General features: G+C 49.5%; 28 protein-coding genes. 7 read left to right on the plus strand and 21 right to left on the minus strand.

Features of this window, described 5'->3' with window-relative positions; genetic code table 11:
- Window positions 1–3: 3 nt before the first annotated feature.
- The 8 genes from ASG34_RS09425 to ASG34_RS09460 all read right to left on the minus strand — a co-directional run bounded on the left by ASG34_RS09425 (window position 4) and on the right by ASG34_RS09460 (window position 8623).
- A complete protein-coding gene (locus ASG34_RS09425) occupies window positions 4–645 on the minus strand; it encodes a class II aldolase/adducin family protein (RefSeq protein WP_055829859.1) in 642 nt (213 codons plus the stop codon).
- Window positions 642–1712, minus strand: a complete 1071-nt coding sequence (mtnA, locus tag ASG34_RS09430) for an S-methyl-5-thioribose-1-phosphate isomerase (protein WP_055829861.1) — start codon at window positions 1710–1712, stop codon at window positions 642–644. The genes ASG34_RS09425 and mtnA overlap by 4 nt, the downstream gene beginning before the upstream one ends.
- Before the next feature lie 273 nt (window positions 1713–1985).
- The gene (locus ASG34_RS09435; RefSeq protein ID WP_055829863.1) at window positions 1986–2786 is read right to left on the minus strand and encodes a TatD family hydrolase; all 801 of its coding nucleotides are present in this window, start codon (window positions 2784–2786) and stop codon (window positions 1986–1988) included.
- A 29-nt stretch (window positions 2787–2815) separates the two neighbouring features.
- The gene (ribD, locus tag ASG34_RS09440) at window positions 2816–3904 is read right to left on the minus strand and encodes a bifunctional diaminohydroxyphosphoribosylaminopyrimidine deaminase/5-amino-6-(5-phosphoribosylamino)uracil reductase RibD (protein WP_055829864.1); all 1089 of its coding nucleotides are present in this window, start codon (window positions 3902–3904) and stop codon (window positions 2816–2818) included.
- A gap of 107 nt (window positions 3905–4011) precedes the next feature.
- Window positions 4012–4389, minus strand: coding sequence for a hypothetical protein (locus ASG34_RS09445; RefSeq protein ID WP_055829867.1), 378 nt, complete (start codon window positions 4387–4389; stop codon window positions 4012–4014).
- 31 nt (window positions 4390–4420) lie between these two features.
- Window positions 4421–4870 (minus strand): transcriptional regulator NrdR, encoded by a 450-nt coding sequence (gene nrdR, locus ASG34_RS09450; RefSeq protein ID WP_055829868.1) that lies wholly within the window; start codon window positions 4868–4870, stop codon window positions 4421–4423.
- Between the two features lie 27 nt (window positions 4871–4897).
- Complete coding sequence (gene glyA, locus ASG34_RS09455; RefSeq protein ID WP_055829871.1) at window positions 4898–6145, minus strand: serine hydroxymethyltransferase; 1248 nt, start codon at window positions 6143–6145, stop codon at window positions 4898–4900.
- Window positions 6146–6547: 402 nt separating this feature from the next.
- Complete coding sequence (locus ASG34_RS09460) at window positions 6548–8623, minus strand: AsmA family protein (protein ID WP_235559752.1); 2076 nt, start codon at window positions 8621–8623, stop codon at window positions 6548–6550.
- Window positions 8624–8801: 178 nt separating this feature from the next.
- On the opposite strand from ASG34_RS09460, the gene iscX reads away from it, so the two are divergent.
- From iscX to ASG34_RS09475, 3 genes are read left to right on the plus strand one after another with little or no spacing between them, the layout of a single operon-like run.
- Window positions 8802–8996, plus strand: coding sequence for a Fe-S cluster assembly protein IscX (iscX, locus tag ASG34_RS09465; protein WP_055829873.1), 195 nt, complete (start codon window positions 8802–8804; stop codon window positions 8994–8996).
- Complete coding sequence (locus ASG34_RS09470; RefSeq protein WP_055829875.1) at window positions 8997–10406, plus strand: phosphomannomutase/phosphoglucomutase; 1410 nt, start codon at window positions 8997–8999, stop codon at window positions 10404–10406.
- 17 nt (window positions 10407–10423) lie between these two features.
- Window positions 10424–10972 (plus strand): retropepsin-like aspartic protease family protein, encoded by a 549-nt coding sequence (locus ASG34_RS09475; RefSeq protein WP_055829877.1) that lies wholly within the window; start codon window positions 10424–10426, stop codon window positions 10970–10972.
- Here the strand turns inward: ASG34_RS09475 and ASG34_RS09480 are convergent.
- From ASG34_RS09480 to ASG34_RS09495, 4 genes are all read right to left on the minus strand, one after another.
- On the minus strand, window positions 10969–11334 hold the full coding sequence (locus ASG34_RS09480) for a putative quinol monooxygenase (RefSeq protein ID WP_055829879.1): 366 nt from the start codon (window positions 11332–11334) through the stop codon (window positions 10969–10971). The genes ASG34_RS09475 and ASG34_RS09480 overlap by 4 nt on opposite strands.
- Window positions 11335–11356: 22 nt before the next feature.
- Complete coding sequence (locus tag ASG34_RS09485) at window positions 11357–12910, minus strand: M48 family metalloprotease (RefSeq protein WP_055829881.1); 1554 nt, start codon at window positions 12908–12910, stop codon at window positions 11357–11359.
- 35 nt (window positions 12911–12945) lie between these two features.
- On the minus strand, window positions 12946–14580 hold the full coding sequence (locus ASG34_RS09490) for an alpha-D-glucose phosphate-specific phosphoglucomutase (RefSeq protein ID WP_055829883.1): 1635 nt from the start codon (window positions 14578–14580) through the stop codon (window positions 12946–12948).
- 91 nt (window positions 14581–14671) lie between these two features.
- A complete protein-coding gene (locus tag ASG34_RS09495; protein ID WP_055829885.1) occupies window positions 14672–15328 on the minus strand; it encodes a YoaK family protein in 657 nt (218 codons plus the stop codon).
- Window positions 15329–15537: 209 nt separating this feature from the next.
- On the opposite strand from ASG34_RS09495, the gene pqqA (ASG34_RS13855) reads away from it, so the two are divergent.
- Window positions 15538–15609, plus strand: a complete 72-nt coding sequence (gene pqqA, locus ASG34_RS13855; RefSeq protein WP_081624291.1) for a pyrroloquinoline quinone precursor peptide PqqA — start codon at window positions 15538–15540, stop codon at window positions 15607–15609.
- Window positions 15610–15691: 82 nt separating this feature from the next.
- On the opposite strand, the gene ASG34_RS09500 is transcribed toward pqqA (ASG34_RS13855), so the two are convergent.
- Window positions 15692–16507 carry a sulfite exporter TauE/SafE family protein gene (locus tag ASG34_RS09500; protein WP_055830036.1) on the minus strand — a complete coding sequence of 272 codons (816 nt, stop codon included), beginning with the start codon at window positions 16505–16507 and terminating at the stop codon, window positions 15692–15694.
- 179 nt (window positions 16508–16686) lie between these two features.
- On the opposite strand from ASG34_RS09500, the gene ASG34_RS09505 reads away from it, so the two are divergent.
- Window positions 16687–17313: a LexA family protein gene (locus ASG34_RS09505; protein ID WP_055829887.1), complete on the plus strand. Its 627-nt coding sequence runs from the start codon at window positions 16687–16689 to the stop codon at window positions 17311–17313.
- 67 nt (window positions 17314–17380) lie between these two features.
- Here ASG34_RS09505 and pqqA (ASG34_RS14225) read toward each other — a convergent pair whose 3' ends face one another.
- Window positions 17381–17452, minus strand: a complete 72-nt coding sequence (gene pqqA, locus ASG34_RS14225) for a pyrroloquinoline quinone precursor peptide PqqA (protein ID WP_081624291.1) — start codon at window positions 17450–17452, stop codon at window positions 17381–17383.
- A gap of 133 nt (window positions 17453–17585) precedes the next feature.
- Here pqqA (ASG34_RS14225) and ASG34_RS09510 point away from each other — a divergent pair, with 133 nt between their 5' ends.
- Window positions 17586–18920 carry a Y-family DNA polymerase gene (locus tag ASG34_RS09510; protein WP_055829888.1) on the plus strand — a complete coding sequence of 445 codons (1335 nt, stop codon included), beginning with the start codon at window positions 17586–17588 and terminating at the stop codon, window positions 18918–18920.
- A 42-nt stretch (window positions 18921–18962) separates the two neighbouring features.
- Here ASG34_RS09510 and ASG34_RS09515 read toward each other — a convergent pair whose 3' ends face one another.
- The 3 genes from ASG34_RS09515 to ASG34_RS09525 all read right to left on the minus strand — a co-directional run bounded on the left by ASG34_RS09515 (window position 18963) and on the right by ASG34_RS09525 (window position 20887).
- Window positions 18963–19829 carry a DMT family transporter gene (locus tag ASG34_RS09515; protein WP_055829890.1) on the minus strand — a complete coding sequence of 289 codons (867 nt, stop codon included), beginning with the start codon at window positions 19827–19829 and terminating at the stop codon, window positions 18963–18965.
- 75 nt (window positions 19830–19904) lie between these two features.
- A complete protein-coding gene (locus tag ASG34_RS09520) occupies window positions 19905–20198 on the minus strand; it encodes a DUF1330 domain-containing protein (protein WP_055829892.1) in 294 nt (97 codons plus the stop codon).
- The gene (locus tag ASG34_RS09525) at window positions 20195–20887 is read right to left on the minus strand and encodes a type 1 glutamine amidotransferase domain-containing protein (protein ID WP_055829894.1); all 693 of its coding nucleotides are present in this window, start codon (window positions 20885–20887) and stop codon (window positions 20195–20197) included. Before ASG34_RS09525 ends, ASG34_RS09520 begins: the two co-directional genes overlap by 4 nt.
- Before the next feature lie 172 nt (window positions 20888–21059).
- On the opposite strand from ASG34_RS09525, the gene ASG34_RS09530 reads away from it, so the two are divergent.
- Window positions 21060–21956, plus strand: coding sequence for a LysR substrate-binding domain-containing protein (locus tag ASG34_RS09530; RefSeq protein WP_055829896.1), 897 nt, complete (start codon window positions 21060–21062; stop codon window positions 21954–21956).
- A gap of 54 nt (window positions 21957–22010) precedes the next feature.
- On the opposite strand, the gene ASG34_RS09535 is transcribed toward ASG34_RS09530, so the two are convergent.
- The 4 genes from ASG34_RS09535 to ASG34_RS09550 all read right to left on the minus strand — a co-directional run bounded on the left by ASG34_RS09535 (window position 22011) and on the right by ASG34_RS09550 (window position 26393).
- A complete protein-coding gene (locus ASG34_RS09535; protein WP_055829898.1) occupies window positions 22011–22649 on the minus strand; it encodes a response regulator in 639 nt (212 codons plus the stop codon).
- Window positions 22646–24025, minus strand: coding sequence for an ATP-binding protein (locus ASG34_RS09540; protein ID WP_055829900.1), 1380 nt, complete (start codon window positions 24023–24025; stop codon window positions 22646–22648). Before ASG34_RS09540 ends, ASG34_RS09535 begins: the two co-directional genes overlap by 4 nt.
- A 232-nt stretch (window positions 24026–24257) precedes the next feature.
- Window positions 24258–25220 carry a beta-propeller fold lactonase family protein gene (locus ASG34_RS09545; RefSeq protein WP_055829902.1) on the minus strand — a complete coding sequence of 321 codons (963 nt, stop codon included), beginning with the start codon at window positions 25218–25220 and terminating at the stop codon, window positions 24258–24260.
- Between the two features lie 219 nt (window positions 25221–25439).
- Window positions 25440–26393 carry a YncE family protein gene (locus ASG34_RS09550; RefSeq protein WP_235559753.1) on the minus strand — a complete coding sequence of 318 codons (954 nt, stop codon included), beginning with the start codon at window positions 26391–26393 and terminating at the stop codon, window positions 25440–25442.
- Window positions 26394–26404 lie beyond the last annotated feature (11 nt).

The following is a 26404-nucleotide window of genomic DNA, read 5'->3' on the forward strand; positions in this document are numbered from 1 at the left end:
CTGTTATTTTTTCCACTGTCCATAATCTTTGAACTGCGCTTCCACTTCCTGCATCTGCTGCGCACTCAACAGTTTAGGTTCGCCCAATTGCAATAGGCGCCAATACTGCTCACATAGATTTTCCACTTCGACAGCGATGGCCAGGGCCTGTGATAAGTCCTTGCCTAGCGCCAGCATGCCGTGATGTGCTAGCAAACAGGCTTTGCGATCTTGTAATGCCACAACGGCTGTATCGGATAACGCTTGCGTGCCAAACAGTGCATACGGTGCACAGCGAATATTATCGCCTCCAACAGCAGCAATCATGTAATGAAACGGCGGCACATTCCGTCCCAGGCAGGCAATGGTGGTGGCGAACATGCTATGGCAATGCAGAATGGCATTCACTTCAGGCCGGGCCTGCAAAATATCCATATGCATGCGCCACTCACTTGAAGGTTTCTTACCGGGCTCCGGTGTCCCATTCCACTGCATATACACCATGCTATCTTCTGACAGCTGTTCGGCCGGCACACCTGAAGGCGTGACCAGAAAGCCATCTGACAGCCTAATGCTGGCATTACCGGAAGTGCCCTTATTCAAGCCAAGAGCACTCAGGTTGCGGGCAGCTTCCAATAGCTGCATGGCTGGTGCGGGCGTACTCACGGCGATAACTCCAGGGACTGTAATTGTTCAGGACGGAAAACGCCGCGCTCGGTAATTATGCCGGTCACCAGCCGCGCCGGAGTGACGTCAAATGCCGGATTCAATGCCGCACTTTCGTGCGGGATAACGCGGATCTGGCAAACTTGCCCTTGCTCATTTTGCCCTTGCATATAGGCCACTTCATCCGCATCACGCATTTCAATTTCGATATCCGTTCCCTGCACTAACTGCCAGTCTATGGTCGGCGTTGGCACCGCCGCATAAAACGGCACCTGCTGGTCATAAGCTGCCAGCGCCTTGAGATAAGTACCGATTTTATTGCAGACATCACCATTGCCAGTCACACGGTCGGCACCGACAATGACCATATCCACTTGCCCATGCTGCATTAAATAGCCTCCGGCATTGTCGGTGATAACCGTATGCGGCACGCCATGCTGGGCGAGCTCCCAGGCGGTTAAGCTAGCACCCTGGTTACGTGGCCTGGTTTCATCCACCCATACATGTACGTTCAAACCGCTATCATGGGCCGCATAAATCGGTGCCAGTGCAGTGCCGCCATCTACGGTGGCTAACCACCCTGCATTGCAATGCGTAAGGATATTGATTACCCGTGTGGAATCTGCGGCTATTTCGGCTATCAATAGTTTGCCATGCTGGCCTATGGCATGGTTTTGCTCTACATCTTCATCCGCAATTGCCTGCGCAAACTCCCATGCGGCGTGTGCTCTTTGGATATCAGGCAGGGATAAGAGTTGTTGTGTCATGCGTTGTACTGCCCAGGCCAGATTCACGGCAGTCGGCCTGGTAGCAATCAAATGGCTGGCTATATTGTGCAGGCTCTCATCATCGGCATTCCGCTGGACACCTAAAGCAATGCCATATGCTGCGGCAGCACCAATTAATGGCGCACCGCGCACTTGCATGGTCTTAATGGCGTGGCACATTTGCTGATGCGTGCTGATGCGTTCAAGTACCAATGCAAATGGCAATTGGGTTTGATCTATGATGCATACGGTTTGCGCATCACGCCATATTGTTCGGTAATGCTGGTGTCGGATTTTCATGATTTTCAAAAACAGTATGGTTTATTTTTATTTACAAAAATATGTGTAAAACAGCTTGCATTTTTTTGTAGGACTAGCTCAAATTTTCCATCCACAAAAACTGTGGATAACTTTGTGGATTGCTGTGTCTTAAAAGCGTAACTTACCAATTTATAAGGGTTTTTTCCAAAAGTTCATTTTTTAATCTATTTTTTTATTGTTTAAAATCAATGACTTAAATAGCACCACTATAATTGAAACACTTTGGACACATTCTTAATGTGTCACTTTAAGTCATGTGCATAAATGGGCTAATTTAGGCAAAACTTGCAAAGAATTTTTACCTGTCATTTCAATGAGTTGCGAAATTTCAATGCGGCGAATTGAGGCTATTTCCTCAGCTATCTTTTTTAATTGATCAGGGGTGTTGCGACGGTGATGGCCTATCCAGACCGGCTGTATATCTGGCGCATCTGTCTCTAAAACGATATGTTCCAATGGCAGTTCTTCAGCCAGTTTTCGAATCCTGAGTGCACGCGGCCATGTCATGGCACCACCAAAACCCATTTTTAATCCCTGTGCAGCCATTGCATCTGCCTGCTGACGGCTGCCATTGAAAGCATGAGCAATGCCTTGATGAATATTGTGCTTGCGTAAATACTTAAGTACCGTATCTATAGAACTGCGCACATGCAGGATAACCGGTAACTCAAATTGCCTGGCGAGTTGCAATTGCCCTTCAAACATCGCGATCTGGTGCGCTTCGTTGTCGCGAGTGATATAAAAATCCAGCCCGATCTCGCCAATAGCCACTAGCTGGTGCGCCTGCGGTCCTTGCAATACGTTTGCGATAGTCTGTTGCAGATGTTCCAGGGCGTCATCGGTTGCCTGATCTACAAACAATGGATGCCAGCCCAAGGCAAATGCAGCCTGAGGGTGTTGTGCACACCATTGCATGATCGGCTGGAAGTTATCAGCCAGCACGCCAGGGATAACGATGGAGCGCACACCGGCATCCAGCGCCGATTGCCAGACCGCTTCACGGTCGGCATCAAACTCTGCGGCATCCAGATGGCAGTGGGTGTCAATTAACATGGTGTACTTAACAGTGATTAAATTTGGCGTTAGCGACACTTGGCCTGAATGCGAATATCCTGGCCAAAATGGCGAACATCAATAATGTTTAGATCCAACGCCTGCGACATCGTCTCAAAAGCCGGCAAGTTAAACATACCCGCGCCTGTATTACCCATGAGCTTGGGCGCGTAATACATTAATAACTCGTCTACCAACCCGCTTTGCAGCATTGCACCGTTAAGCCCGGCGCCCGCTTCAACCATGACTTCATTGATTTGCTGTTGGGCCAAAGTCTTGAGTAAAGCATTGGTGTCTATTTGCCCGGCAGCATCGGGCAAAGCAATCGTTTGGACACCCTGTGCCTGCAATAGTGCCAGCTTATCTTGCGGAGCTTGTGCGTAAGCGATGACGGCATGGCCACCATGCAAGACCCTGGCATTTAACGGGATACGTAATTGGCTATCGACAATCACGCGTAAAGGTTGCCGGGGCGTATCTACTTCGCGCACCGTTAGCGAAGGGTCATCATGCAATACTGTACCTATGCCAGTCAGCATGGCGCAGCTGCGCGCACGCCAGTGATGTACATCTTTACGTGAAGCAGCGGAAGTAATCCATTGACTGGCACCATTCGCTAAAGCCGTTTTACCATCCAGGCTGGCGGCTACTTTTAAACGCACATAAGGACGTTGTTGCGTCATGCGCAGTATAAAACCAGGGTTAAGCGCTTGCGCCTGCGTTTGCAGCAAGCCGGAGGTGACCTCTATGCCATGCGATTGCAAATACGCAATGCCTTTGCCTGCCACAAGCGGGTTAGGGTCTTGCATCGCAATCACTACCCGGCTGACACCGGCTTCAACCAGTGCGTGAGCGCATGGTGGCGTACGGCCATAGTGGCTACATGGTTCTAATGTGACATACGCAGTGGCGCCTTTAGTATGGTTACCAGCCTGCCGCAAAGCATGTACTTCGGCATGAGGCTCTCCCGCCTTGAGATGAAAGCCTTCACCAATCAGCTGTCCATTTTTCACAATCACGCAGCCTACGCGTGGATTCGGTGAAGTTGTATACAAGCCACGCTCGGCCAACCTGAGCGCCTGCGTCATCCATTCAAAATCTTGTGTTGTCCATTGCATAACCAAATGATACAAAAAAACCCGCGCCTGCGGGTTTTTGTCTTGAGTCAAGTCGTGATACAGCCAGTAAAGCGCAATACAATAATGCGTTATTCAAGCGCTTATGATTAGTGTGAGGAAATCTGGCTATGCGTCAGCCGGCCATCCTGGTCAAAATAAATCCGTAATGCGTGATACACATGCATACATTTACCGAGGTCATACTCCAGCGCGTTGGCATCTTCCAGGCTGGGACGGCCCAGCAAAGCCATTACCGCTTCTTTTTTGGCGCCACGGATAAGAATGTGGCTTTTCAAATCGTATGCCATATCACCGCGCCGACAATCCTTTTGTACGGTATTGGATAACTCTATCCAGCGCATCTGGTCAAATTTTTCACTGCCAAACACGGCCTGGTCTTTAAATGCCCACCAGGTGAAAAATACAATGGTGAGTATGACCGTAAATACCGCCAGCACAATCGCAGATATCCTGATCAGTTTCATGCGCTTACCTTTCGGGTAGTGTTGTTACCGGTTAATTGTCCAGGTCACGGATGGCATTATGGAAATCATCCACATCCGAAAAACTTCTATAGACTGAAGCAAAGCGGATATACGCCACCTGATCCATTTGTTTCAACTCTTGCATGACGGTTTCACCAAGCAATCGCGCAGGCACCTCACGCGCGCCCAGGCCTAATATTTTCTGGACAATTCTATCCAGCGCCTTGTCCACATACTCGGTTGGCACCGGGCGTTTGTGTAAAGCACGAGTGAAAGAAACCCGCAGTTTTTCCCGTTTGAACTCTTCACGCGTGCCATTCTCTTTAACCACTTGCGGCAGATGCAATTCCGCCGTTTCATAGGTGGTAAAGCGTTTGTCACACACCTGGCAACGGCGACGACGGCGTATGGAATTCCCCTCCTCATTGAGGCGGGAATCCACTACCTGTGTATCATCAGCACCGCAAAACGGACACTTCATATCAGGTCAACGTCGTCAAAGTTCTGCTTATTTACCGTAAACAGGAAATGCATCCGTCAAGGCATGTACTTTTGCCTTGGTCGCTTCAATCACTTCCGCACTTTCAGGATTATCCAGCACGTCCGCAATTAAATTAGCGACTTGCACAGCTTCGGCCTCTTTAAAGCCACGTGTCGTAATCGCTGGTGAACCGATACGGATACCGGAAGTGACGAATGGGCTTTCCGGATCGTTAGGAATTGCATTTTTATTGACAGTGATATGCGCCTGGCCAAGGTAAGCATCCGCGGCTTTACCAGTCAGGTTTTTAGGGCGCAAATCGACCAGGAACACATGCGACTCAGTGCGGCCGGAAATAATGCGCAGGCCACGCTCAGCCAATGTTTTAGCCATTGCGCTGGCATTTTTCAATACCTGCTCCTGGTAAACCTTGAACTCAGGTTGTGCAGCTTCCAGGAAAGCAGTCGCTTTACCAGCAATCACATGCATCAACGGGCCACCTTGCAAGCTTGGAAACACATTGGAATTGATGGATTTCTCAAATTCAGCTTTAGCCAAAATGATACCGCCGCGAGGACCACGCAAGGTTTTGTGGGTAGTAGAAGTCACGAAGTCAGCATGCGGCACCGGATTAGGATACACGCCGGCAGCGATCAGGCCTGAATAGTGCGCCATATCCACCATGAAATAGGCACCGACTTTTTTGGCGATTTCAGCCATACGTGCCCAGTCAAAACGCAGGGCGTAAGCGGATGCACCACCGATCAGCAACTTTGGCTTGCACTCGATGGCAATACGTTCCATCTCGTCATAATCGATTTCTTCCTTATCGTTCAAGCCATATGGCACGATATTGAATAATTTACCGGACAAGTTAGCCGGAGAACCGTGTGTCAGGTGACCACCGTGACCAAGATTCATCCCCATGACCGTATCGCCCGGTTTCAGGATAGAGAAATACACCGCCTGGTTGGCCTGTGAACCTGAATGCGGCTGCACGTTGGCATACTCGGCGCCATACAGCGCTTTCAAGCGATCAATCGCCAGTTGCTCAACCTGATCAACAAACTCACAGCCACCGTAAAAACGTTTGCCAGGATAACCCTCGGCATATTTGTTGGTCAGCTGTGAACCTTGCGCTTCCATCACTGCCGGGCTGGTGTAGTTTTCTGAAGCGATCAATTCAATATGCTGATGCTGGCGTTCGACTTCAGACGAAATCATTTGCGCTAACGCCGGGTCGGCAACATTTAAGTTTCTTGAAAAGCTAAACATGACGATCAAGTTTCCGTATTCATAAAAATAAAGCCGGATTTTAACATATGCGACTATGTGATGCGACTTGGCTTGTTTTTAAGGTGTATTTTTCCGACTAAATTACTCAGGCTTTGCAAACACCTTAGTCAGCAAATTAAATTAATCTTTGCCTGAATATTCCGCTGATGTGCGCCAGCTTTGTTCTTAACGCACCAAAAAAGTGCGCATAACAAAGCAATTATTTAATTGGCAACAATATAATTAATTTTAATTTAAGCTATCCATTTGATTTAAATGGAATTTATAAAACTGGCACAAGTTATGCTAAATAGAATTCGTAAGCGTATCTCCAAAATCGCTCCCTAGCCCAACTTCGGTTGGGCTCTTTTTTTGCCCCAGTTATGAAAGTTTGCTAATAAGCTAGCGCTTACCTTTTGACTTCAGCTCTTGCAATGTTTGCAGGCATCCTTCATTGGCAGGTTGATCACTACTACCAGGGTCCAGGAAGGGCAGAATCGCGGCAAACGGTGTCACGATGGCCAGCAAGACGCTACCAGCGACCCGCGCTGCGATAGGGCCAGGGCTGATTGATACGGTTGGATTCACAAATGGACCAGTTACTAAAATCGGCGAGCGCACAGTGAATGGCGAAAAGTTTTTCGGATTAGCCTGCAATTTAAGGTTAAATTGTTCTTCCCCCAAATCCATATTGCCATGAATGTAGACTGTGGTGACTGGCGTGTCGATCAAGGCAGCTTCAGGCGTTAACACGCCCTGTTTGGCGTTCAAGCCCATTGCCGCACACTGCATGGGGAGAGAGTGGTCCCCTCCTAATAACAAGCCTACACTTTGCGCAATATCCAGGCCTGCGGCTTCAACGACCAAGTGCGAGATTTCGCCATCACGCACCATCAATGCCAATTGCCCATCCAAGGATTTCAATAAGGCGGCTGTTGATTTGCCCTCACCTTTTAGCTTGGCCTTGGCATTTAACTCGCCGGTGATGTAAGCAGGCGCGTCTTTGTCTACATCCTTTTTATCTTTTGATTTGTCTTTAGGTGCTTGATCTTCCGGCTTCACCTTTAACCACTTTTCTAACTGAATATTTTTCAGCGCGAGTTGAATATCCCACTTCGGTGCTGGTGGATTGACAGATTCATCTTTGTTTTTGGCTTCTGGCGCATCAATCAACAATGCGCCCGAGAGGCTGCCCTGAGCGGTTCCGGCATTCAATTTCGCAACCGTCAGTTTACGATCCTGCAAGGTTAATTGAAAATCCAGTGGCGAAATACGTTCTTTAAAAATACTACCCAAATCAACTGCATCAAAATGAATGTTGATATTGGCATTCATCCTGTCATAAGTTGCAAAATCAAGCGACTCATCGGGGAATATTTTGGCTGGTTTCTTGTTGCTAGTAGTGCTAGTGGCTGGCGCACCAAAGGCTGGCGCCAGGTCGGCCAATACAAGCAACGGACCTTTCACGTCGCCGGTCAGCATAGGCTTTAAATCACCATAATCGTAGACAAACTGTCCGGCCAGGCGGCTACGTCCTATTTGCGCATCCGATACATTGACCTTCCATTGATCTGTATTTTTTTCAACTTTCGCGGCTACCTTAAATGGCGGCGTGCGAGGGAAAGCCAGGTCTAGCAAATCACCCACATCTGCTAATGAAGGTCCGTTGACATCCAATTTACCTTTCACGCGCTGGGTACCGAATAAATCATAGACAGCCCCATCAAACTTAAGATTGACCGCACCATATTTCAGCCAGCCTTTGGAATTGATAGGTGCAGAATCTTTACCTTGCGTAGCCACCGGGAGGAAGCCCTGGGTAACCAGTTCGCCTTCTAGCGGGCGTTTACCAAACTCGCCTTTAACCTTTAGACTGGATTCCGGCGTTTTATGATGTGCACCTTCTTCTGTGTAAAAACTGGTAGCGAGGTAAGCTTTGGTCACTGCGTCATCGACACGGGCCTGCCCCTTGTTGACAGAGAGTTCTTCAATAAACGGGAAAGGGCGTGCCGGACCGGAATCATCCAGTTCAAAATCCCAGGTGGCTTTTTTCTTGCTATCGCGCTTCATGTAGGCATCAAGCTGTTCTGCACGAATAGCTTTAATGCGATAGGCCTGGCCTTCTTCGAGCTGGAACAAATCACGGTAACGCAGCTTGAGGTCCAAGCCACGCGCATCCACTAAATAAGGGACCTTAAATTCTGGCGGCGCTGAAATCTGCAAGTGGCCTACTTGCAGGCGGATGCCGCCAAGCAATTGCAGATGAAATGGCCGCTCAATTAATACATCTCTGTGCAATGTCTTGCTGGTAAAGTCTTGCATCGGCTGGCGTAGAAAAGGCCAGCCGGCAAGTTCGCAGCACACAATGATCACGACCAGCACCAATAAAAATCCACCAGTCCAGCGCAGTGTCCGCATGCCTGTAGTGTGTGTTGGAGAATTGCCGATCACGGCCTTGTTATTCACTTCATTATTCATCTTGGTATGTTGCCACGCTCAACTGGCATGACCAGTCCTACAAGTCTGACAAGACTGTAGGATAATTCTGTCAAAGGCACTCTTTACCAGGGTAACGCAGGAAAGCCCGAAGTTCTAAATCCTGACTACTCAGTTATAATCAAATGATGTGTAATCCAGTAAACAGGAAGTGATTAAAATGAAATGGACCGATAGCCAGCGCATCGCCGAAGAACTGTATGACAAGTATCCCGATATTGATCCTAAAACCATACGTTTTACCGATTTAATGCAGTGGGTAATGGCGCTGGATGGCTTTGATGATGATATTTCTCGTTGCGGCGAAAAAGTGCTCGAAGGCATACAACTGGCCTGGATAGAAGAAGCAGAGTAGATGACCTCAACTGCATTGCCCGGTTCGATTTTTAAAGCCTACGATATACGCGGCATTGTTGATGAAACGCTGACAGCAGAGATTGTCCGGCTGATAGGCCTGGCGCTAGGCACACAAGTGCAGGCACTTGGCGAGCAATCCATCTGCGTGGGTTATGATGGTCGGTTATCCAGCCCGGCACTCGCAAGGGCCTTAGCCGAAGGCATATTACAAACAGGCGTTGACGTTATTTCCCTTGGCCTGGTCACAACGCCTATGCTTTATTTCGCCACCCACTATTTGCCGCGAAGCACCAGCGGCGTGATGATCACTGGCAGCCATAACCCGCCGCAGTATAACGGCTTGAAAATGGTACTTGCCGGTGAGACATTGAGCAGTGAAGCCATCCAGGCGCTACGGCAGCAGATAGACCAGCAGCAGTTTTATTTAAGTAGTCACCCTGGTAAAACCTCCACTTACGATATTTACCCAGCCTATCAGCAAACGATTGTTGAAGACATTCAACTGGCGCGCACCATGCGTGTGGTAGTTGATTGCGGCAATGGCGTAGCGGGTGCTTATGCGCAAGCTTTGTTTGAAGCACTGGGATGCATGGTTGACCCTTTGTTTTGTGAGGTAGATGGCAATTTCCCCAATCATCATCCAGACCCGGTAGAAGCCAAAAACCTGCAGGATGTGATTGCGAGATTGCAAACAGGCGATGCCGAACTTGGACTGGCGTTTGATGGCGATGGTGACAGGTTAGGCGTGGTGACTAAATCGGGACAGATCATCCGTAGCGACCGTCAGCTGATGCTGTTTATTGAAGATGTATTAGCACATCAACCCGGTAGCAGCGTTGTGTTTGATGTGAAATCCACCCGCTATTTGAGCCAGTGGACGCGCAAACATGGTGGCAAACCGGTGATCTGGAAAACAGGTCATTCTTTGATGAAAGCGAAGATTCGTGAGACCAGTGCCGCGATTGGTGGCGAGTTATCCGGCCACCTGTTCTTCAATGATCAAAAACAAGGCAAGCAACGCTGGTTCGGCTTTGACGATGGTCTTTATAGTGCCGCACGTTTACTTGAAATTGTCAGTCGGGTGAGTGATGCCAGCGCAGTGCTGGAAGCCTTGCCGGATAGTGTCAACACCCCAGAATTACAGATAGTGATGGCTGAAGGCGAGCCGCATGCCTTGATTGCACAGCTGCAAGAAACCGCAGCGTTTCCGGCAGCTGTTGAAGTGATTGATATCGATGGCTTGCGGGTAGAGTATGCAGATGGCTTTGGCTTGATCCGTGCCTCGAACACAACACCTGTGTTAGTGCTTCGTTTTGAAGCAGACAATCAAAAGGCACTGGCGCGCATCAAAAATATCTTCCGCGAGTTGTTACTGAATGCCCGCCCTGACTTGAAAATTCCTTTTTAAGTCACCATTGAAAAAACATGCCCAATTACCCTCGCCTTTCTCAACGATTACATTCCCGCGGCCAGAGTCTGCTATATGTAGTACTTTGGCTGGGTTTGGCCGCACTTGTCTGGTTACTGGTAGACCGCGTGCAGCATCCAAATACGCTGGAGCAAGTCGGCAAACTCAATGTAGCGACACTTAAACGCGGGCCAGATGGGCATTACAGTGCTGAAGCGCTGATCAATGGTGAGCGTGTACGTGTGCTGGTAGATACCGGTGCCACCGGTGTAGCCATCTCGCAGCATGTGGCAGACCGGCTGGGGTTGGCTAGCACCGACGCCATCAATACCCATACCGCCAATGGCAATGCAGTTTCTTACCTGGTGAGACTGAAAACCGTGCAGTTAGGAGGCATCGTGGCAAACGATGTCGCAGCGACGATTACGCCCGGGCTGGAAGGTGACGCATTATTGGGAATGAGCTTTCTGGGGCGCATGGATGTCAGACTCTATCGCGGTGTCATGACTATCCGTGATGGTGAAGATAGCACAACGCTTTCGACAGAAACTCAGGCAAAACACTAACCTCGCCTGAAACCAAACTCCAGCACAAAATATTGCGGATTCATATTTGCCAGAGGCGCACGCAATTTCGCCAGCTCCTGTTCCGCGCCGTGTATTTCTATTTTCACCAGGCTGGACACTTCACCCATCTCGTGCAGAATAGGTCGCAGGTTATCCAGATGCGCCAACAAGGCATTGGCATCCTGGAATCCTTCGCGACAGTGCGCAAAGTCGCCATCAAAACTGAATCCGTAATATAAACAGCCAGGCTCGCGGGCCGACCACTGCACATATTTTTCAGCAATTGCGCGAAAAGCTTCTGCCTTACCCGGATGGATCTGGAAATACGGAGCAACTGAACAGCAGGTATCTTGTGTCGCCATGAATCTTCCCACTCAGCAGGCACTACCGCGCCAACTCGGCCCCTTCAACCACCACACGGAAAAACTGTAACGAGGCCTGATCCTGGATACGTATCCCTGTTTCTACCGAGCCACGCTTGCCAGGAGGAATACCGCCGGTGATCAGCATAGACCGCGTCTGATTGACCAGGCGGCCACGGTTATCGTATTGCAGCATCCTGACCTGGACGCGACCTACGGTGACATTGCTATTGTTTTGCACGGCGGCATATACCAGGCCGGTATTATCGGCAATCGGGCCGGAAGGCAGGTAGCGTCCCGGATTACGTGGCAAGTCAAGGCGCATGGCGCGAGCGGCTGAATCCTTGCCGATGTCTGAATCTGAGCTGGCAGCCAATTGATAGTGTTGCAATGCCAGCGCTGATTCGCCACGGCCTTCTGCAATTTGCCCCAGCAGGGCATAGCCGGGTGCAGTTGGCAGCAAGGCATTGGCTTTCTTCAGGAAAGGTTCTGCCTGTTCCTTTTTACCTGCGTTGAACAGGGCAATGCCACTTTGTACATACGGTTTGAAATAGTCAGGTTGCATCTTGATAGCTTTGTCATACAAAGCCAGGGCTTCGGTAGTGTTCTTTTGCGTCAGCGCTATATCGCCCAACAACTCCTGAAAGCGGGCTTCCTTGGGCTCTATGCTAATGGCTTTTTTGGCTAAAGATTTCGCCTTATCGGCATCGCCTTTTTGTAAAGCTGCTTTGCCTTCGTCGTAAGCTTTATACGCTTCACGCGTCGCCATCAACTTGGTGACTTTCTCGGCATAGACTTCTTTGCCCATTTCGCCGCCCGGGCCAAGCTCAGCCAGTGTTTTTTTGTTTTCATCGACCCGCGCTTGCGATGGCGGATGGCTGGCAAACAGGCCACTGATAAAGTCCTGCCGCTTGCCTTCACTCAGCCGGACAAAAGTTTCCTGCAAAGTGACGGCCGCAGCCGGATCATACCCAGCCAGTTTCATATACTTCATGCCATAGGTATCAGCTTCTGATTCGGCGTCACGACCATACTTGCTGGTAATCAGCTGGCCGCCCAATTGCGCACCACCCACCACCAGGTTGGCATAATTGGAATCGCGGGTAGCCAGGCCTACCGCCAGCATTGCCCCCTGCATAAACATGCCGCGTTCCATGCCCTGGGCACCATGGCGGGCGGCTGCATGCACAATCTCGTGTCCCAGCACGGCAGCCAGCTCGGCCTCACTGTGCAACTCGTAAAGCAGGCCGCGGTTGAATGCAATCTTGCCGCCGGGCATGGCCCAGGCATTTGGGACAGAGTCATTCAATACCACAAACTCATAAGGTAAATCCGGACGGTCCGACACTGCTGCCAGCTTCTGCCCTACTTGCTGCACATAACGGGTCAATTCAGTATCCAGGACATAATCGCCGCCTTGTGACTGGCGGGCAGGACTGTAATTTTGCTGGCCGATCTGGATTTCCTTGTCTTGCGAGACGAACTGGAACTCACGCTGCTTGGTCACGGGATTGATGCCGCAAGCGACCAATGCAAAAGACAATAACACCGGCCAAAAAATGCTTTTTTTAATCATTTTTACTCACCCTGATCGTGTGCGCAGCCATTGCTTTAAGTAATCACAGTGGGTTGTTGCCTGCCGGTTAATAATGGCAAGTTCGAAATCTGGTTGGAGACTGAAATCAGCTCCGCCAAAGCATCCTGGGCATCCAGTTGTTGCTGAGCAGCGTCTTGAGTGTATGCCTCGAGGTAAACCCGAATGGTTGCGCCTTCAGTCCCGGTGCCAGAGAGACGAATCACAACACGCGAGCCGCAAGTAAACAGGATACGCAAGCCTTGCCCGGTGCTGATAGAACTATCGATAGGATCGGTATAGCTGAAGTCATCCACCGTGTGAACGGTATAACTGCCAAACACCTGGCCCGGCAAAGTTTCAAACTGCTGTTTGACATGGCTCATCACGGCTTGCGCAGGGGCGGTCGGCACGGCTTCATAATCATGGCGGGAATACACGTTACGCCCATATTGCTGCCAGTGTTTGCGTACCAGCGACTCTACGCTTTCGCCAGTCGCCGCCAGCAGATTGAGCCAGCACAACACTGCCCACAAACCGTCTTTTTCGCGCACATGGTCGCTGCCGGTACCAAAGCTTTCTTCACCGCATAAGGTCACTTTGCCCGCATCCATCAGGTTGCCGAAAAACTTCCAGCCAGTGGGGGTTTCATAGCAATCAATGCCGAGCTTGGCCGCCACTCGGTCAACCGCGCCGCTGGTAGGCATGGAGCGCGCCACACCAGACAAGCCGTTGACGTAGGCTGGAATTAATTTGGCATTAGCAGCAATCAAGGCCAGGCTGTCAGAGGGCGTGACAAAGAAACGGTTACCCAGAATCATATTGCGGTCGCCATCACCGTCAGAAGCAGCAGAAAAATCGGGTGCTTGCTCGCCGTAAGCGATGGCCACAAGCTCTTCTGCATAAGTCAGGTTAGGGTCAGGGTGGCCGCCCCCAAAGTTTTCCGAAACTTCGCAGTTCATCAAACTGGTGGCTGGCGCGCCGAGCCGGTTTACGAATACTTCTTTGGCATAGGGGCCGGTCACTGCGTGCATGGCGTCAAATTTCAGGCGATGCCCATCTGCCAGCCAGCGCTTGATCGCCGCAAAGTCAAACATGCTCTCCATCAAATCTGCGTAATCAGCCACCGCGTCTATGACTTCTACGGTAAAACCATCCAGCGTGGTCATACCTACGGAAGACAAATCTATCTCAGGCAGGTCATCGACTATTTTATACGCCTGGATTTGCGTGCTATTCAAAAAAATCGTATCCGTGATTTTTTCTGGTGCCGGGCCACCATTGCTGGTGTTGTACTTGATCCCAAAGTCATCATCAGGGCCGCCGGGATTGTGGCTGGCCGATAAAATAATGCCGCCAAAGGTTTGGTATTTGCGGATGATATTGGAAGCAGCCGGCGTAGACAGGATGCCGTTTTGACCAACCAGTACTTTGGCAAAGCCGTTGGCTGCTGCCATGTTGATGATGATCTGGATCGCCTCTTTGTTATAAAAACGCCCATCACCGCCGACTGTCAGCGTCGCACCGGCCGGGATTTCCAGGGTGTCAAAAATACTCTGTACGAAATTTTGCAGGTAATGCGGCTGCTGGAATACACGTACTTTTTTGCGTAATCCCGAGGTACCGGGCTTTTGGTCAGTGAATGGTTGGGTTGCAACAGTTTGAATCGACATAGCCTTAGCTTCTTGAAATGTTAAAAATTCTAAGCTTGATTGTATTACAAATTAGTGACAGTTTTATGTGGATGGTCAATACCAGCGTTTATCAAGCGCGATGCCGGAGACTGAAATACAGCACTGACAAGCCGATAATATGGCACACAGGCCACCATAGGGCATTGAATTGCCAACGCATAAAACTGCAGGCACCCAGCACACCGCCAGTAACAAAACCACCAATCAGTATTAAATATAATGTAAGCCGCCTTTTATCGACGGCTTGCCCCCGTATGCGCAGGCCCAGGGCAATGCCGATATCAGTAAACAAGCCTGACACATGCGTCGTACGCACGACTGCCCCGCTAAAGGTACTGGTCATCGCATTCTGTAACCCACAGGCGGCAGAAGCCAGCCACTGCCCGCTAAGCCAGCCGTGATTCAGCAATAACACGGATAATGTCAGCAATCCGGCTTCTATCCACAATGCAAGATGATATTGCCTGCCAAGCCTGAGTGCCTCGTGGCCTATCACCACGCCGCTAATAATCGCGCCCAGCACAAAGAAAATCATGACGCACAACAAATGCATCACTTGCAAGCTGTCACCCCGCATAATTTCAATTGAGAAAAAAGTAGAAATTCCGGTCAGGTGCGAAACCGCCTGGTGGCGGAAGCCCAACACACCGACTGCATTCACAAAGCCAGCATTCGTGGCCAGTAGAAATCCGCCCCACTCTACCCAGCGAGGCAAGCGCTGCATCATGTCACACCCTCATTTTTCGATGATTTGTGTCCCATATTCTACGCTGCTAGCGTACGGCAACAACAAAAATCCTGTGCCCCAACTACGTAAAATCATGAGCCGCTTTTACGTGATCCCTTCAGGGTCAATTTGAAACAAGCAAGTATAGTGGTAGTCATACAAGTACATCAGCATTGATGCACTTACATCAACAACCAAAGGAGATTATCATGTGGACTAAACCCGCTGCTACTGAAATGCGTTTTGGCTTTGAAGTAACTATGTACGTAATGAACAAATAATCAGCGCTTGTATCACTACAAGTTTAGGCTGAACAAAAAACCCGCTGTTTAGCGGGTTTTTTGTTGCCTGTCGAAAATAAACTTATGCCAGCTGCGACCAGAGCAAGTTCACACTTACCCCCATCAGGAAGACAGCAAAAATCCTCTTTAACACCTTAACCGGCAATCGTTTGGTCAACGCCACGCCCGCCGGGGCAAATAGCACGCTGAATGGCGCAATCAGCATGATTGCGGGCAGGTAGAGTAACCCGAAAGTATCCGGCGCATGTTCGGATTGACGCATGGCATCCTGCAAATAACTGACAGTACTTGCCAGTGCGATGGGGAAACCTAGTACGGCTGAAGTACCGATGGCCTGCTTTACCGACACATTACGCATGGTGAGATAAGGTACTGTCAGCGTGCCGCCACCAATAGACACCAAAGCAGAGATGATGCCTATCAATAATGACACCAGGCTGATTTCAAGCTTACCGGGCACTTTGTGCTGCGTTGGTTTGCGGTCCAGAAATAGCTGAATGGCGGCGAAAAAAGTAAATGCGGCAAAAAATAATGTCAGGTAAAACGCATCCAGATGAATCGCCACCAAAGTTGCCAGCAAAGAGCCTATAAAAGCCATAGGCACCATAGACCACACATATGGCCAAACGATATTCTGGTTTTTATGATGGGCAGTAATACTGGAAAGCGAGGTAAACACAATACACGCCATCGAGGTTGCCAGCGCCATATGAAAAGCGGCATCCGCTGAAAATCCTTTTGCGACAAGAATGGCGTGCAACATAGGTACCAGCACAATCCCGCCACCGATGCCGAGCAAACCGGACAAGATGCCAACGACTACGCCGATCAGGCAAAGCAATGCGTATTGCTCAATAAAAAGTTGTATCCACTCCATGTAAATCACCAGCAACAACAAAGTGAGACAGTATAACTGCTAGCCTCAACTCTATTCATGCATAGCCATGAAAATGGTGGGATGCTGATGTGAGCAAGATTTAAGATTAAAAGAATTAAGTTTGAGTAAACCTCAAAAATATGGCTTAGTGAAGATTGATTATTTGTTACAATCAATCAATGAGCAACGAAAGCCAAAAATCAAGAGGAGGTAAAAGACCGGGTGCCGGACGCAAGCCCGGATCCACCACGCGCCTGGAAGAAACCATAGTTATCCGCATTCCTGCCAGCCAGAAACCGGTGGTGAGTAACCTGATGGAAGCTTATGCTGCAAAGCAACGCCTTCGCCAGCTGAAAGCAAACCTGGATGCCGTAGAAGTATTTGATCAGCCAGCGGAGGATTTGCAGGCTCTCAGCTTACCGCTATTTCAATCCAAAGTCCCGGCCGGCTTCCCTTCTCCGGCAGATGATCATGTGGAAAAACGGCTGGACCCAAACGAATACCTGATTGACCAGGCGGATACCACTTTTTTTGTAACCATCCAGGGCGAATCCATGATTGAAGTGGGCTTGATGCCGGGCGACAAAGCCGTGATTGATAAAGGAAAGGTAGCAGTGGTTGGCGATATTGTACTGGCGATGGTGGATGGCGGATTTACCATTAAAACCCTGGCAGCGCAAAAAGATGGCAGCCCGAAACTGTTACCGGCCAATGCCTCCGGGAAGTATGCTCCGATTATTATCCAGGAGCCTATGCAGTTTCAAATCTGGGGAGTAGTGATTGGCTCGTTCCGGCGCTTCAGGTAGTCGTATGGCTAATAAAAAACCCGGTATCCGAAACAGATCACCGGGTTTCTTGAACGTATAAACAAACTTATTTGTTCATTACGTACATAGTGACTTCAAAGCCAAAACGCATTTCAGTAGCAGCTGGTTTAGTCCACATGTTGATCTCCTTATTTGATTCACCGACCCGACCCCATGTCTGGCTGGTGTGAATGTATTATCGGCCCGGGGTTTAAAAAATATGCTATTGCAGATCATGAACAACCTTTAAAGAATTTCATGAAACACCCCTCATGCAAATAAATACTTCCAGCCCAGAACAGCCCGCAACGCGAGCCATCGCCCTCGTGGACGTGAATAACTTTTACGTGAGTTGTGAGCGCGTATTCAACCTCAAATTACGCAACCGGCCAGTCGTTATTTTGAGTAATAACGACGGTTGTGTCATTTCCCGCAGCAGTGAGGCCAAAGCGTTGGGCATTGCGATGGGTGCACCGTGGTTCAAGATCCGCAAATTTATCGAGCAGGAAAATGTGTTTGTTCTTTCATCAAACTATGCCCTTTACGCTGACATGAGCAACCGCGTAATGTCAATTTTGCGGCAATTCAGTCCGTCCCAGGAAATCTACTCGATTGACGAATCGTTTCTGGATTTAAGCGGATTCACGCATGTTGACCTCACTGAATATGCGCAAAAACTGCGGCAAACCGTTCTGCAGGGGACTGATCTTCCGGTATGCGTAGGTATAGGCAGCAGCAAGACCCTGGCAAAAATGGCTAATCACTGCGCCAAACAACAGTTCACTTTAAATGGTGTGTGTAATTTTAATGTGATGGCTGAAGCTGATATAGATGCCAATTTGCGCGACATTCCGGTAGGCAAGGTTTGGGGAATAGGCCGTGGATTATCTAAAAAAATGAATGACCTTGAAATTTACACCGCTTACGACCTGAAACGTAGCGAGGCTGCCACCATGCGCAAAAAATTTAGTGTGGTGCTGGAAAAAACCGTGCGAGAACTGAATGGCACGACTTGCCTGGAACTGGATCAGATTCGCGGGCCACACCAGCAAATCCTCAGCACGCGCAGTTTTGGCCAGACGGTGCGTGACCTGCAAACTCTGGAAGAAGCGGTCACCCTGCTCACCACGCGCGCAGGCGAGAAATTACGCCAGCGACAGATGTTTGCCGGATGTGTGTATGTGTATATCCGCACCAGCCCATTCCGCGACATCGAGCAGCAATATGAAAATGGGTTCAACCTACCGCTGCACACGCCAACCAACAGCACTTTACGCTTGGTGGAGGCTGCATTCAAGGCGCTACGGCAGATTTACCGGCCCGGGTTTGATTATATGAAAGCTGGCGTTTCATTGCGCGAACTGGCGACAACGCATACGCAGCAACAGGACATGTTTGATACTTCCAGCGTCCATGAAAAGTCTGTGCGGCTGATGCAGACCATAGATACCATCAATCAAAAAATGGGCCGTGCCACTATCAAACTTGCCAGCGAGGGAGTGCAAAAACACAGGGGCCTGGATATCAAGCAACCGTGGCGAATGAAACAGGAAATGATGAGTCCGCGTTACACCACCAGCTGGGACGACTTACTAGAAGTAGATTAATTAGCTACGGGCCGTTAATCCGGTTTCATTCACCCGCCTTTGTCAGCCCGGTTTCGATAATGAAACAGAGCTAAAAGTCACCGCACTAATAATCAGAAACGCCCCAAACAACTGGGCAGGCGTAGGTGGCATATGCTCAAAAGCGGCAATGATCATGGTGGTCACTGGTACAAGGTTCATAAAAATCGCCGCCTTGGATGGTCCGAGATGAGAGATGCTCGCGTTCCAGAATAGATAAGCCAACACCCCGCCGCCCAAAGACATCATCAGGAGAGCCGCACCGGCATGGATGCCAGGCAAGGAAACACTATCCCCATGCAGGCAGGCGGCAATGCTCAATGCAATTGCACCAACGGTCATAATGCCTGCGGTATTCGCGATGCCACTCACGTTCTTTGGCATCATCTTTTTCACCAATACATTGTAGAGCGCCCAGTTCAGGGTGGCGATTAAAAGATAGATATCCCCTACAGAAATCTTCAATTGTGCGCCTGCGCCCAGCACCACTATTGCAACCCCTGCTATCCCCACCGGGAATGCGACCAGTTGGCGATTGCTCGGCTTATCGCCAAGAATCAAATAGCCAAGGATAGCGGTCAATAAGGGATTCAACCCCATGATCAGGGCGCCGTTGATCGCTGAGGAAGTCTCCATACCCAGAAAGAAAAACAGGTTAAAACCAAAAACGCCCACCACACCCAATGTAAGATACGCCTGCCAGTGCCTTAAAGGCGTGGCTTCTTTTCTCATCTGCGCAATCAATACCATGACCGCGGCCGCCAGAACATAGCGGCTGGCACCCGCAACATAAGGGCTCATTTCAGCCAGCACCGGACGTGCCAGATTGAAATTTGCTCCCCAGAAAATTGCAGCCATGGTGGCCATTAAATAGGTTTTGCTATTGCTCATTTATTTTTTCTTTATATACAAGTCAGGATCTGAATGCTCATTTCAGTAAGGGCCACATACTCACAAAGTAAGACCCTAGCCGTCAACCCCTTCGACAATGAATACCCGATACTGCGCCCCTTTATGCCTGTGTTTGACTATCTGCTGGTATTGCGGGCTGTGATACCAGGCCTCAGCGGCCTCGACTGTGGGAAAGCGATGAATCAAGCATCCTTCAAACGCAGGGCCTTCCAGGATACTCAATGCGCCATACCTGACCAGCGGCGTCACCGGATGCCCCTCCCTGGCGAGAGGGGCCTGGCTGGCATAAGTATCCATTTCGACCTGATCCAGCGTTTGTTCGCGGATCATGACTACATAGGCGCTCATGATGTACTTTTAGCCTGCAAATATTGAATCAATGTAGTGGCCGCCTGTGCAGATGAAGCCGGATTCTGTCCGGTGATCAGCAAGCCATCTTGCAACACATATGATTGCCAGTCATCGCCTTTGGCGTAATCACCACCCAGTTTTTTTAACTCATCTTCCACCAGGAAAGGGACGACATTGGTCAGGCCTACCGCCTCTTCTTCAGAATTGGTAAAGCCAGTCACTTTTTTGCCTGCAACTAGCGGGCTACCGTCGGTTTTTTTGGTATGGCGCAACACGCCTGGCGCATGGCATACCAGTGCAACCGGTTTACCGGCATTCAGGGTAGTCTCAATCAAGCTGATGGAATGTGTATCTTCAGCCAGGTCCCATAATGGGCCATGTCCACCGGGATAAAACACCGCATCAAACGCCTGATGTGAAACGGAATGTAAGGGTACGGTGTTAGCCAGCGCTGCTTTGGCCTCGGCATCTTGCTCAAATCTTCTGGTGTCGTCGGTCTGGAAATCCGGCTCATTGCTTTTCGGGTCCAGTGGCGGCTGCCCGCCTTTTGGTGAAGCGAGTGTCAACCTGGCACCTGCCGCTTTGAAAACATAATAGGGTGCGGCCAGCTCTTCCAGCCAAAATCCGGTTTTACGGCCTGTGTCGCCAAGGGTGTCATGCGAGGTCAGTACAATTAATATATTCATTTAAGTGCTCCTTGATGGATGAGAATAATAAGGCATTCAAATGCCAGCTAAGTTGAGTTGTAATGGCTTTCTTTTTTACCTAAGCAATCACATGAAAGAATAATGATCTCTTTCATTCCATTTATGAAATTTATTATGTATATTTTAGTTATTCATAAATGGAATAACTGACATGCGTTACGACCTGAATCTTTTACGTGTATTCATCGCTTTAATGGAAGAACGCAGCGCCACGCGCGCAGCTGATCGACTGGGGATTACGCAACCCGCATTATCAAATGCATTAAGCCGCCTTCGGGATATCCTCCAGGACCCGCTGTTCATCCGGGAACGCTATGGCATGCAACCGACCCAGAAAGCCGAAGCATTGGCACCGGGCATCATGCTGGCGATTGGGCAATTGGATGAACTGGTACTGGAGCAACAGGCATTCGACCCGGCCAGCGCCAACCTGCTATTCACCGTCGCGCCTAACAGTTATGTCGAATATGTCCTGGTGCCCGCTATCGTTGCAAAACTACGGGAACAGGCGCCGGGAATCAAATTGCGCATTATCCCTTACGGCAATGACCTGGCTGAAACGGGCGTCATTTCCGGTACCACGGCACTGGTGTTGGGGCGCATCATCGACCCGCCTGATAATTTAATCGTGCAGCACTTAATGGAAGATAGCCTGGCTTGCGTGGTGAGGGCAGACCACCCGACGGTAGGCGATACAATCACCAAAGAACAATATGAGCATTTAAAACATGTGAACGTGCTGCCGCCCGGGCGCATGCGTGCGGGCTTGTTTCAGGCATTGGACAGACAAGGATTAAAGCGTGAAGTGGCGGTGTCAGTCACGCACTTCCTGTCGGTGCCGGAAGTGATTTCAGTCACGGATTATTGCACCACGTTGCCAAACCAGATTTGCCGGCGCCTGGCCAATGACACACGCTTGAAAATTTTATCCACGCCGGTAGATCTTGGCACTTTCCCGATTGATATTGCCTGGCATGTCAGGTACCGGCATGACCCGGCACATCGCTGGCTACGTTCGCTGATTGAAGAAGTGGCGCGTTCGCTTTAGGCTATAAATGGGATGAGAGATCGGAGAATTTAAAGTCTGTGCAAAGTTGGCAAGTTACTCTGTATCAATCAGACCATGCTTCATCGCCAGCCTGACCATTTCCACCGGGCTGTTCACCGACAGCTTTTGCTTGATTAATGTGTAGTAATTGGCGACCGTCTTTTGGCTGATTTTGAGCATATCTGCAACATCTTCAACCCGTTTGCCTTCGGCTAACAGGCGGAATACTTCAAATTCGCGCGAAGTCAGTTGTTGCAAGGGATTACTTTCCCCTATCAAGGTTTGCAGCGCTACTTTTTGCGCAACATCCTGGCTGAGGAAAGTTTTACCTTTGGAGACATCCAGCACTGCTTGCAATAAGTCATTGGCGGCACCTGTTTTAGTCACATAGCCTTTCACGCCTGTTTTCAATGCCTGTGCCGCAAACGAAACCGCTTCATGCATGGAGAAGATCACAATTTTGGCTTGCGGGTAACGTTGCAAAATACGTTTGGCGGCTTCCAGGCCTCCCATGCCGGGCATGGAAATATCCATCAACACCACATCTGGCGCTACCTCGCCATAGATTTGATAGGCCATTTCACCGGTATCCGCTTCGGCCACAATCTCAATCGACTTATGGCTTTCCAACAGCCGCCGCAAGCCTGAGCGCACCACAGTATGATCATCCACTAAAACAACTCTCACTGTCATGACGCTATATCCTGGAATTTATCTGTTTTATGAAAACGCACTTCTATGCGCGTACCCTGGCCAGGCGTGCTGGTGATGTTCATGGTGCCCATTAATCCTTCAACTCTTTCCTGCATGCCTGCCAAACCATATCCGCGACTAGGTACAGCGGTATCAAACCCACGGCCATCATCTTCAACCAATAAATAAAGACCTTGGTCGGTATCAGTCACTTCAATAGTGACACGGCTGGCCGCAGCGTGTTTGCTGATATTGGTCAGGCACTCCTGCACAATGCGGTATACCGTCACCGCTACCGATTCATCCGGCTGCATCAGGTGATTGGAAATATCATTCACCACCATGATGTTGCGGTTACGGTCATGCCAGTGGTGAATCAACTCTGCCAGTGCCAGGCTTAATCCCAGCTCATCCAGAACGCGTGGCCGCAAACGGGCCAGCAAATCCTGGATGGTGAACATCATCTGCCGCGTGATCTGCGCAATGGCGGTGGCACTTTCACGCGCAACCGTCAGTTTCTTGGCCGCCACCATCGCGCTGGCATCAATGTGGACCGCGGTCAGGTACTGGCCGATTTCATCATGCAGGTCACGCGCCAGCTTTTTACGTTCTTCTTCCTGCAAATGAATAATCTGCTGGGTCAACCGGTGATTATTGCGGATACTCTGCTCCAGCGTACTCGCCATCTTGTTGAATTTGTCGCTGATCTCGCGTAATTCAATCTGCTCAAAACTGGGCAAGCGGCTTTGATATTCACCATGTTCGATCTGGTTTAAACCATGAATAATCTGCTTCACTGGCTTAAATGTGGTGCGCACCGCCAGATAAACAAAAAACAGCACACTCAAACCAAAAAATCCGACGATCGCCAGCAGGCCGGAAGTATCTTCCCAAATTTCCCGCAGCTCAAAACTGGGGTCCGGGGTGATGACCAGCTCCCCAATGAAGCGGCCATTGATAATAATGTTTTTGCGTTTGGGTTCATTCAACACACTGGAAATATCCAGCAAACTCACAAACCACCTGGGCGGGTCTTCGCCATCATGCTCCACGCGCGTCGTGCGGTTAGACTCACGCAAATGGCCGGTAGGGTCAAGAAAATCCACTTTCAAATGCCGGATATTCATTAACTCTTCCAGCTTGAAAATATTGATTTCGCCTTTTTCACTGCGGTCAAGCCAGCCAAAATCGGTCATGTAATGTGCAATTTGCGCGTCCAGCAAATGAATCACCAGGTTGGTCGTTGACTCGACTTCTGCCAGGACATCTTCCCGCGCATTTTTAATCACGGAAATCGCCCAGGTGAACAGCAACCCAAGCAATAACAAGGTAATAGTCAGGTTGAGTTTGAACTGTAAACTGAAGGATTTCATCATGCTCAGCGGATTGTAAAGTTTATTGCCCAAAATCTATCGGGAGTTTTTCCCAATTCATACGCAGGCATGAACAGAAAACCACCCTATTATAGGATGGTAGGGCATGAACTTGAAGTACGCTTAAGGATTAACCAGCTGGGCTAGCAGCTGGTACTGGATGGGTCAGTTTACCCATCACACCCTCAAAAAGCGCTTACAAGATGTTGGCACAAGTGCCCGGAATATGCAGGGGTTAATGAATCACCACGCCCCACGGTAAATTACCTACGGCGATGTCTTTTAATCTGGTATTGGTTTGAGTATCGATCACCGACACATTATTGCTACGCCCATTGGCAACATACAGTTTTTTGCCGTCCGGCGTCAGTGCCATATTCCACGGCCTTTGCCCGACATCAATGGTCGCAATCACTTGCCGTGTAGTGCTATCGATCACACTCACGTTATGGTCACCACCATTACTAACATAGATACGGCTGCCATCGGCATTGACCTTGACACCATTGGAACGCAGGCCCACTTTAATATTGGCCTGCACTGTCCAGGCTGTAGTAGACACGATTTCCAGCAAACTGGCAGCTTCGTTTGCGACATACGCCCACTGGCCATCCGGGCTAAAGCCAACCCCTCGTGGATGTTTGGTCGCGGCAATCAAATGCTCGGATTTCAGTGATTTTAAATTAATTACATCGACATTATTACTCTCTTCATTGCTCGCCAGCAGCCATTGCTGGTCGGGTGAAAATACACAGTGTTCAGGATTCTTGCCTTGGGTAGCGATGGTGTGTTTGACCTTGTTAGTGTTTAAATCCACCAGCGCCACCGCATTTTCTTCTTCCAGGCAGGCGGCCAGCAATTTTCCATCCGGTGAAATATCTATGCCTTCCGGTTCGTCACCCACTTTAATCAAGGCGGTTTGTTTACCTTTTTCAATATCCACCACGGCGACTGCGTTTTTATCCCGCACGACGACATACAGTTTTTGGTTAGTTGGGTGAATCGCGGCTGCCTGGACTTTTTTGCCCAGCCTGCCTTTAGAAGGAAACTGTTTGATGACTTCATCGGTAGTGGTGTCAATGACGGACACCGTGCCATCTTTTTCATTAGGCACATAGGCGAACGGCTGCGCAAAAATGGAGTAAGAGAGGCTGATGAAAGTGGCCGCGATGAGAGATTGTTGCAGTATTTTTTGCATAGAGTGCCTTTTAAAAAAATTGGCCGATTGCTGCAACAACCGGCCTGTACATGGAGATATACTTTATGCAAATCAATTAAATTGAAGAATTTAAATTGATAGTGCATGTTATGCGTTCAGGTTTTTCATCAATAGCGGGATGCTTCCTGATTTCACTGGGAAAACTTCCCGACAACTACTTGTTATGCAGCCTTTCAAGCGACCAAATTCAGTCGGTTTTTAACGTAAACTGCCTGTAAACTGGCCGAATGCGCGCGGTTGCGAGCCGACTTTAATCTCTTTTTTGAGTGTCAGGCTTTGGCTATCAATCACTGCTATCACGTTGTCCATCCAGCTGGCGACCAATACCTGTTCATGCTCGGCATCGTAAGCAATGCCTTCAGGCGTACCCGGTACGCGAATTTTGCGGATGAGCTTTTGACTGGCAAGATCAATGACACTCACGCTGTCCTCCCCGGTATTGGTCACAAACAAGCGTCCACTACGATCTTTTGTCACACAATAAGGGTGATTACCGGTCGCCAGCGTATTCACTACCTGATTGCTGCGCGTATCAATCACATGAATGCTGTTTGAATAGACATTGACGACAAATAACTGCTGACCATCCTGACTCAAGCCCAGGCCGAACGGATGCTGGCCGACCTTGATTCGATGCATTTGTTTATTGGTATGCGTATCTACGACACTGACGTCATTGCTATCCCGGTTAGCGATATACAACATTGCACCATCGCTGCTCAACTGCAAGCCACCAGGTGCTTTGCCCACCTCAATTTCAACCAGCGTTTTGCCGGAATCTGCGGCAATCACCAACACATTCGCGTGATACCAGTCTGCCACATATAAACGGTCACCTGTTTTATTGAGCGTGATACCTACCGGCGAAATCGATAAAGGAATCGTGTTTATCACCTGCTGGCTCAGCATATCAATCACCGAGAGCGAGCGCCCTTCTACGTTACTCACATACACTTTGTGCTGTTGCTGATCTATGGTGACGCCAACCGGGGCTTTGCCGACAGCCAGTGTTTTAATCACTTGCTGTTGCTCGATATCAATCACCGAAACCGTATGTTCACCTTGATTGGTAATGTAGGCATAATTAGCCGCCAGCCCGCAAAGTGGCAGGCTAAAGCCAGCTAAACAGAGTAAGGCTTTAAGGGACTGCAAAATGCTGAGTG

The organism is Methylophilus sp. Leaf416 (genome assembly GCF_001424665.1).
Taxonomy (GTDB): domain Bacteria; phylum Pseudomonadota; class Gammaproteobacteria; order Burkholderiales; family Methylophilaceae; genus Methylophilus.

Bases quoted from the DNA above. Each gene is read 5' to 3' on its own strand.
- ASG34_RS09515 (WP_055829890.1), bottom strand. From the start codon at position 19,829: ATGAGCAATAGCAAAACCTATTTAATGGCCACCATGGCTGCAATTTTC.
- ASG34_RS09525 (WP_055829894.1), bottom strand. From the start codon at position 20,887: ATGAATATATTAATTGTACTGACCTCGCATGACACCCTTGGCGACACA.
- glyA (WP_055829871.1), bottom strand. From the start codon at position 6,145: ATGTTTAGCTTTTCAAGAAACTTAAATGTTGCCGACCCGGCGTTAGCG.
- nrdR (WP_055829868.1), bottom strand. From the start codon at position 4,870: ATGAAGTGTCCGTTTTGCGGTGCTGATGATACACAGGTAGTGGATTCC.
- ASG34_RS09500 (WP_055830036.1), bottom strand. From the start codon at position 16,507: ATGGAGTGGATACAACTTTTTATTGAGCAATACGCATTGCTTTGCCTG.
- ASG34_RS09435 (WP_055829863.1), bottom strand. From the start codon at position 2,786: ATGTTAATTGACACCCACTGCCATCTGGATGCCGCAGAGTTTGATGCC.
- ASG34_RS09530 (WP_055829896.1), top strand. From the start codon at position 21,060: ATGCGTTACGACCTGAATCTTTTACGTGTATTCATCGCTTTAATGGAA.
- ASG34_RS09445 (WP_055829867.1), bottom strand. From the start codon at position 4,389: ATGAAACTGATCAGGATATCTGCGATTGTGCTGGCGGTATTTACGGTC.
- ASG34_RS09490 (WP_055829883.1), bottom strand. From the start codon at position 14,580: ATGTCGATTCAAACTGTTGCAACCCAACCATTCACTGACCAAAAGCCC.
- ASG34_RS09475 (WP_055829877.1), top strand. From the start codon at position 10,424: ATGCCCAATTACCCTCGCCTTTCTCAACGATTACATTCCCGCGGCCAG.
- ASG34_RS09510 (WP_055829888.1), top strand. From the start codon at position 17,586: ATGCAAATAAATACTTCCAGCCCAGAACAGCCCGCAACGCGAGCCATC.
- ASG34_RS09535 (WP_055829898.1), bottom strand. From the start codon at position 22,649: ATGACAGTGAGAGTTGTTTTAGTGGATGATCATACTGTGGTGCGCTCA.
- iscX (WP_055829873.1), top strand. From the start codon at position 8,802: ATGAAATGGACCGATAGCCAGCGCATCGCCGAAGAACTGTATGACAAG.
- ASG34_RS09460 (WP_235559752.1), bottom strand. From the start codon at position 8,623: ATGAATAATGAAGTGAATAACAAGGCCGTGATCGGCAATTCTCCAACA.
- ASG34_RS09495 (WP_055829885.1), bottom strand. From the start codon at position 15,328: ATGATGCAGCGCTTGCCTCGCTGGGTAGAGTGGGGCGGATTTCTACTG.
- ASG34_RS09480 (WP_055829879.1), bottom strand. From the start codon at position 11,334: ATGGCGACACAAGATACCTGCTGTTCAGTTGCTCCGTATTTCCAGATC.
- ASG34_RS09485 (WP_055829881.1), bottom strand. From the start codon at position 12,910: ATGATTAAAAAAAGCATTTTTTGGCCGGTGTTATTGTCTTTTGCATTG.
- ASG34_RS09520 (WP_055829892.1), bottom strand. From the start codon at position 20,198: ATGAGCGCCTATGTAGTCATGATCCGCGAACAAACGCTGGATCAGGTC.
- ASG34_RS09540 (WP_055829900.1), bottom strand. From the start codon at position 24,025: ATGATGAAATCCTTCAGTTTACAGTTCAAACTCAACCTGACTATTACC.
- ASG34_RS09470 (WP_055829875.1), top strand. From the start codon at position 8,997: ATGACCTCAACTGCATTGCCCGGTTCGATTTTTAAAGCCTACGATATA.
- ribD (WP_055829864.1), bottom strand. From the start codon at position 3,904: ATGCAATGGACAACACAAGATTTTGAATGGATGACGCAGGCGCTCAGG.
- ASG34_RS09545 (WP_055829902.1), bottom strand. From the start codon at position 25,220: ATGCAAAAAATACTGCAACAATCTCTCATCGCGGCCACTTTCATCAGC.
- mtnA (WP_055829861.1), bottom strand. From the start codon at position 1,712: ATGAAAATCCGACACCAGCATTACCGAACAATATGGCGTGATGCGCAA.
- ASG34_RS09505 (WP_055829887.1), top strand. From the start codon at position 16,687: ATGAGCAACGAAAGCCAAAAATCAAGAGGAGGTAAAAGACCGGGTGCC.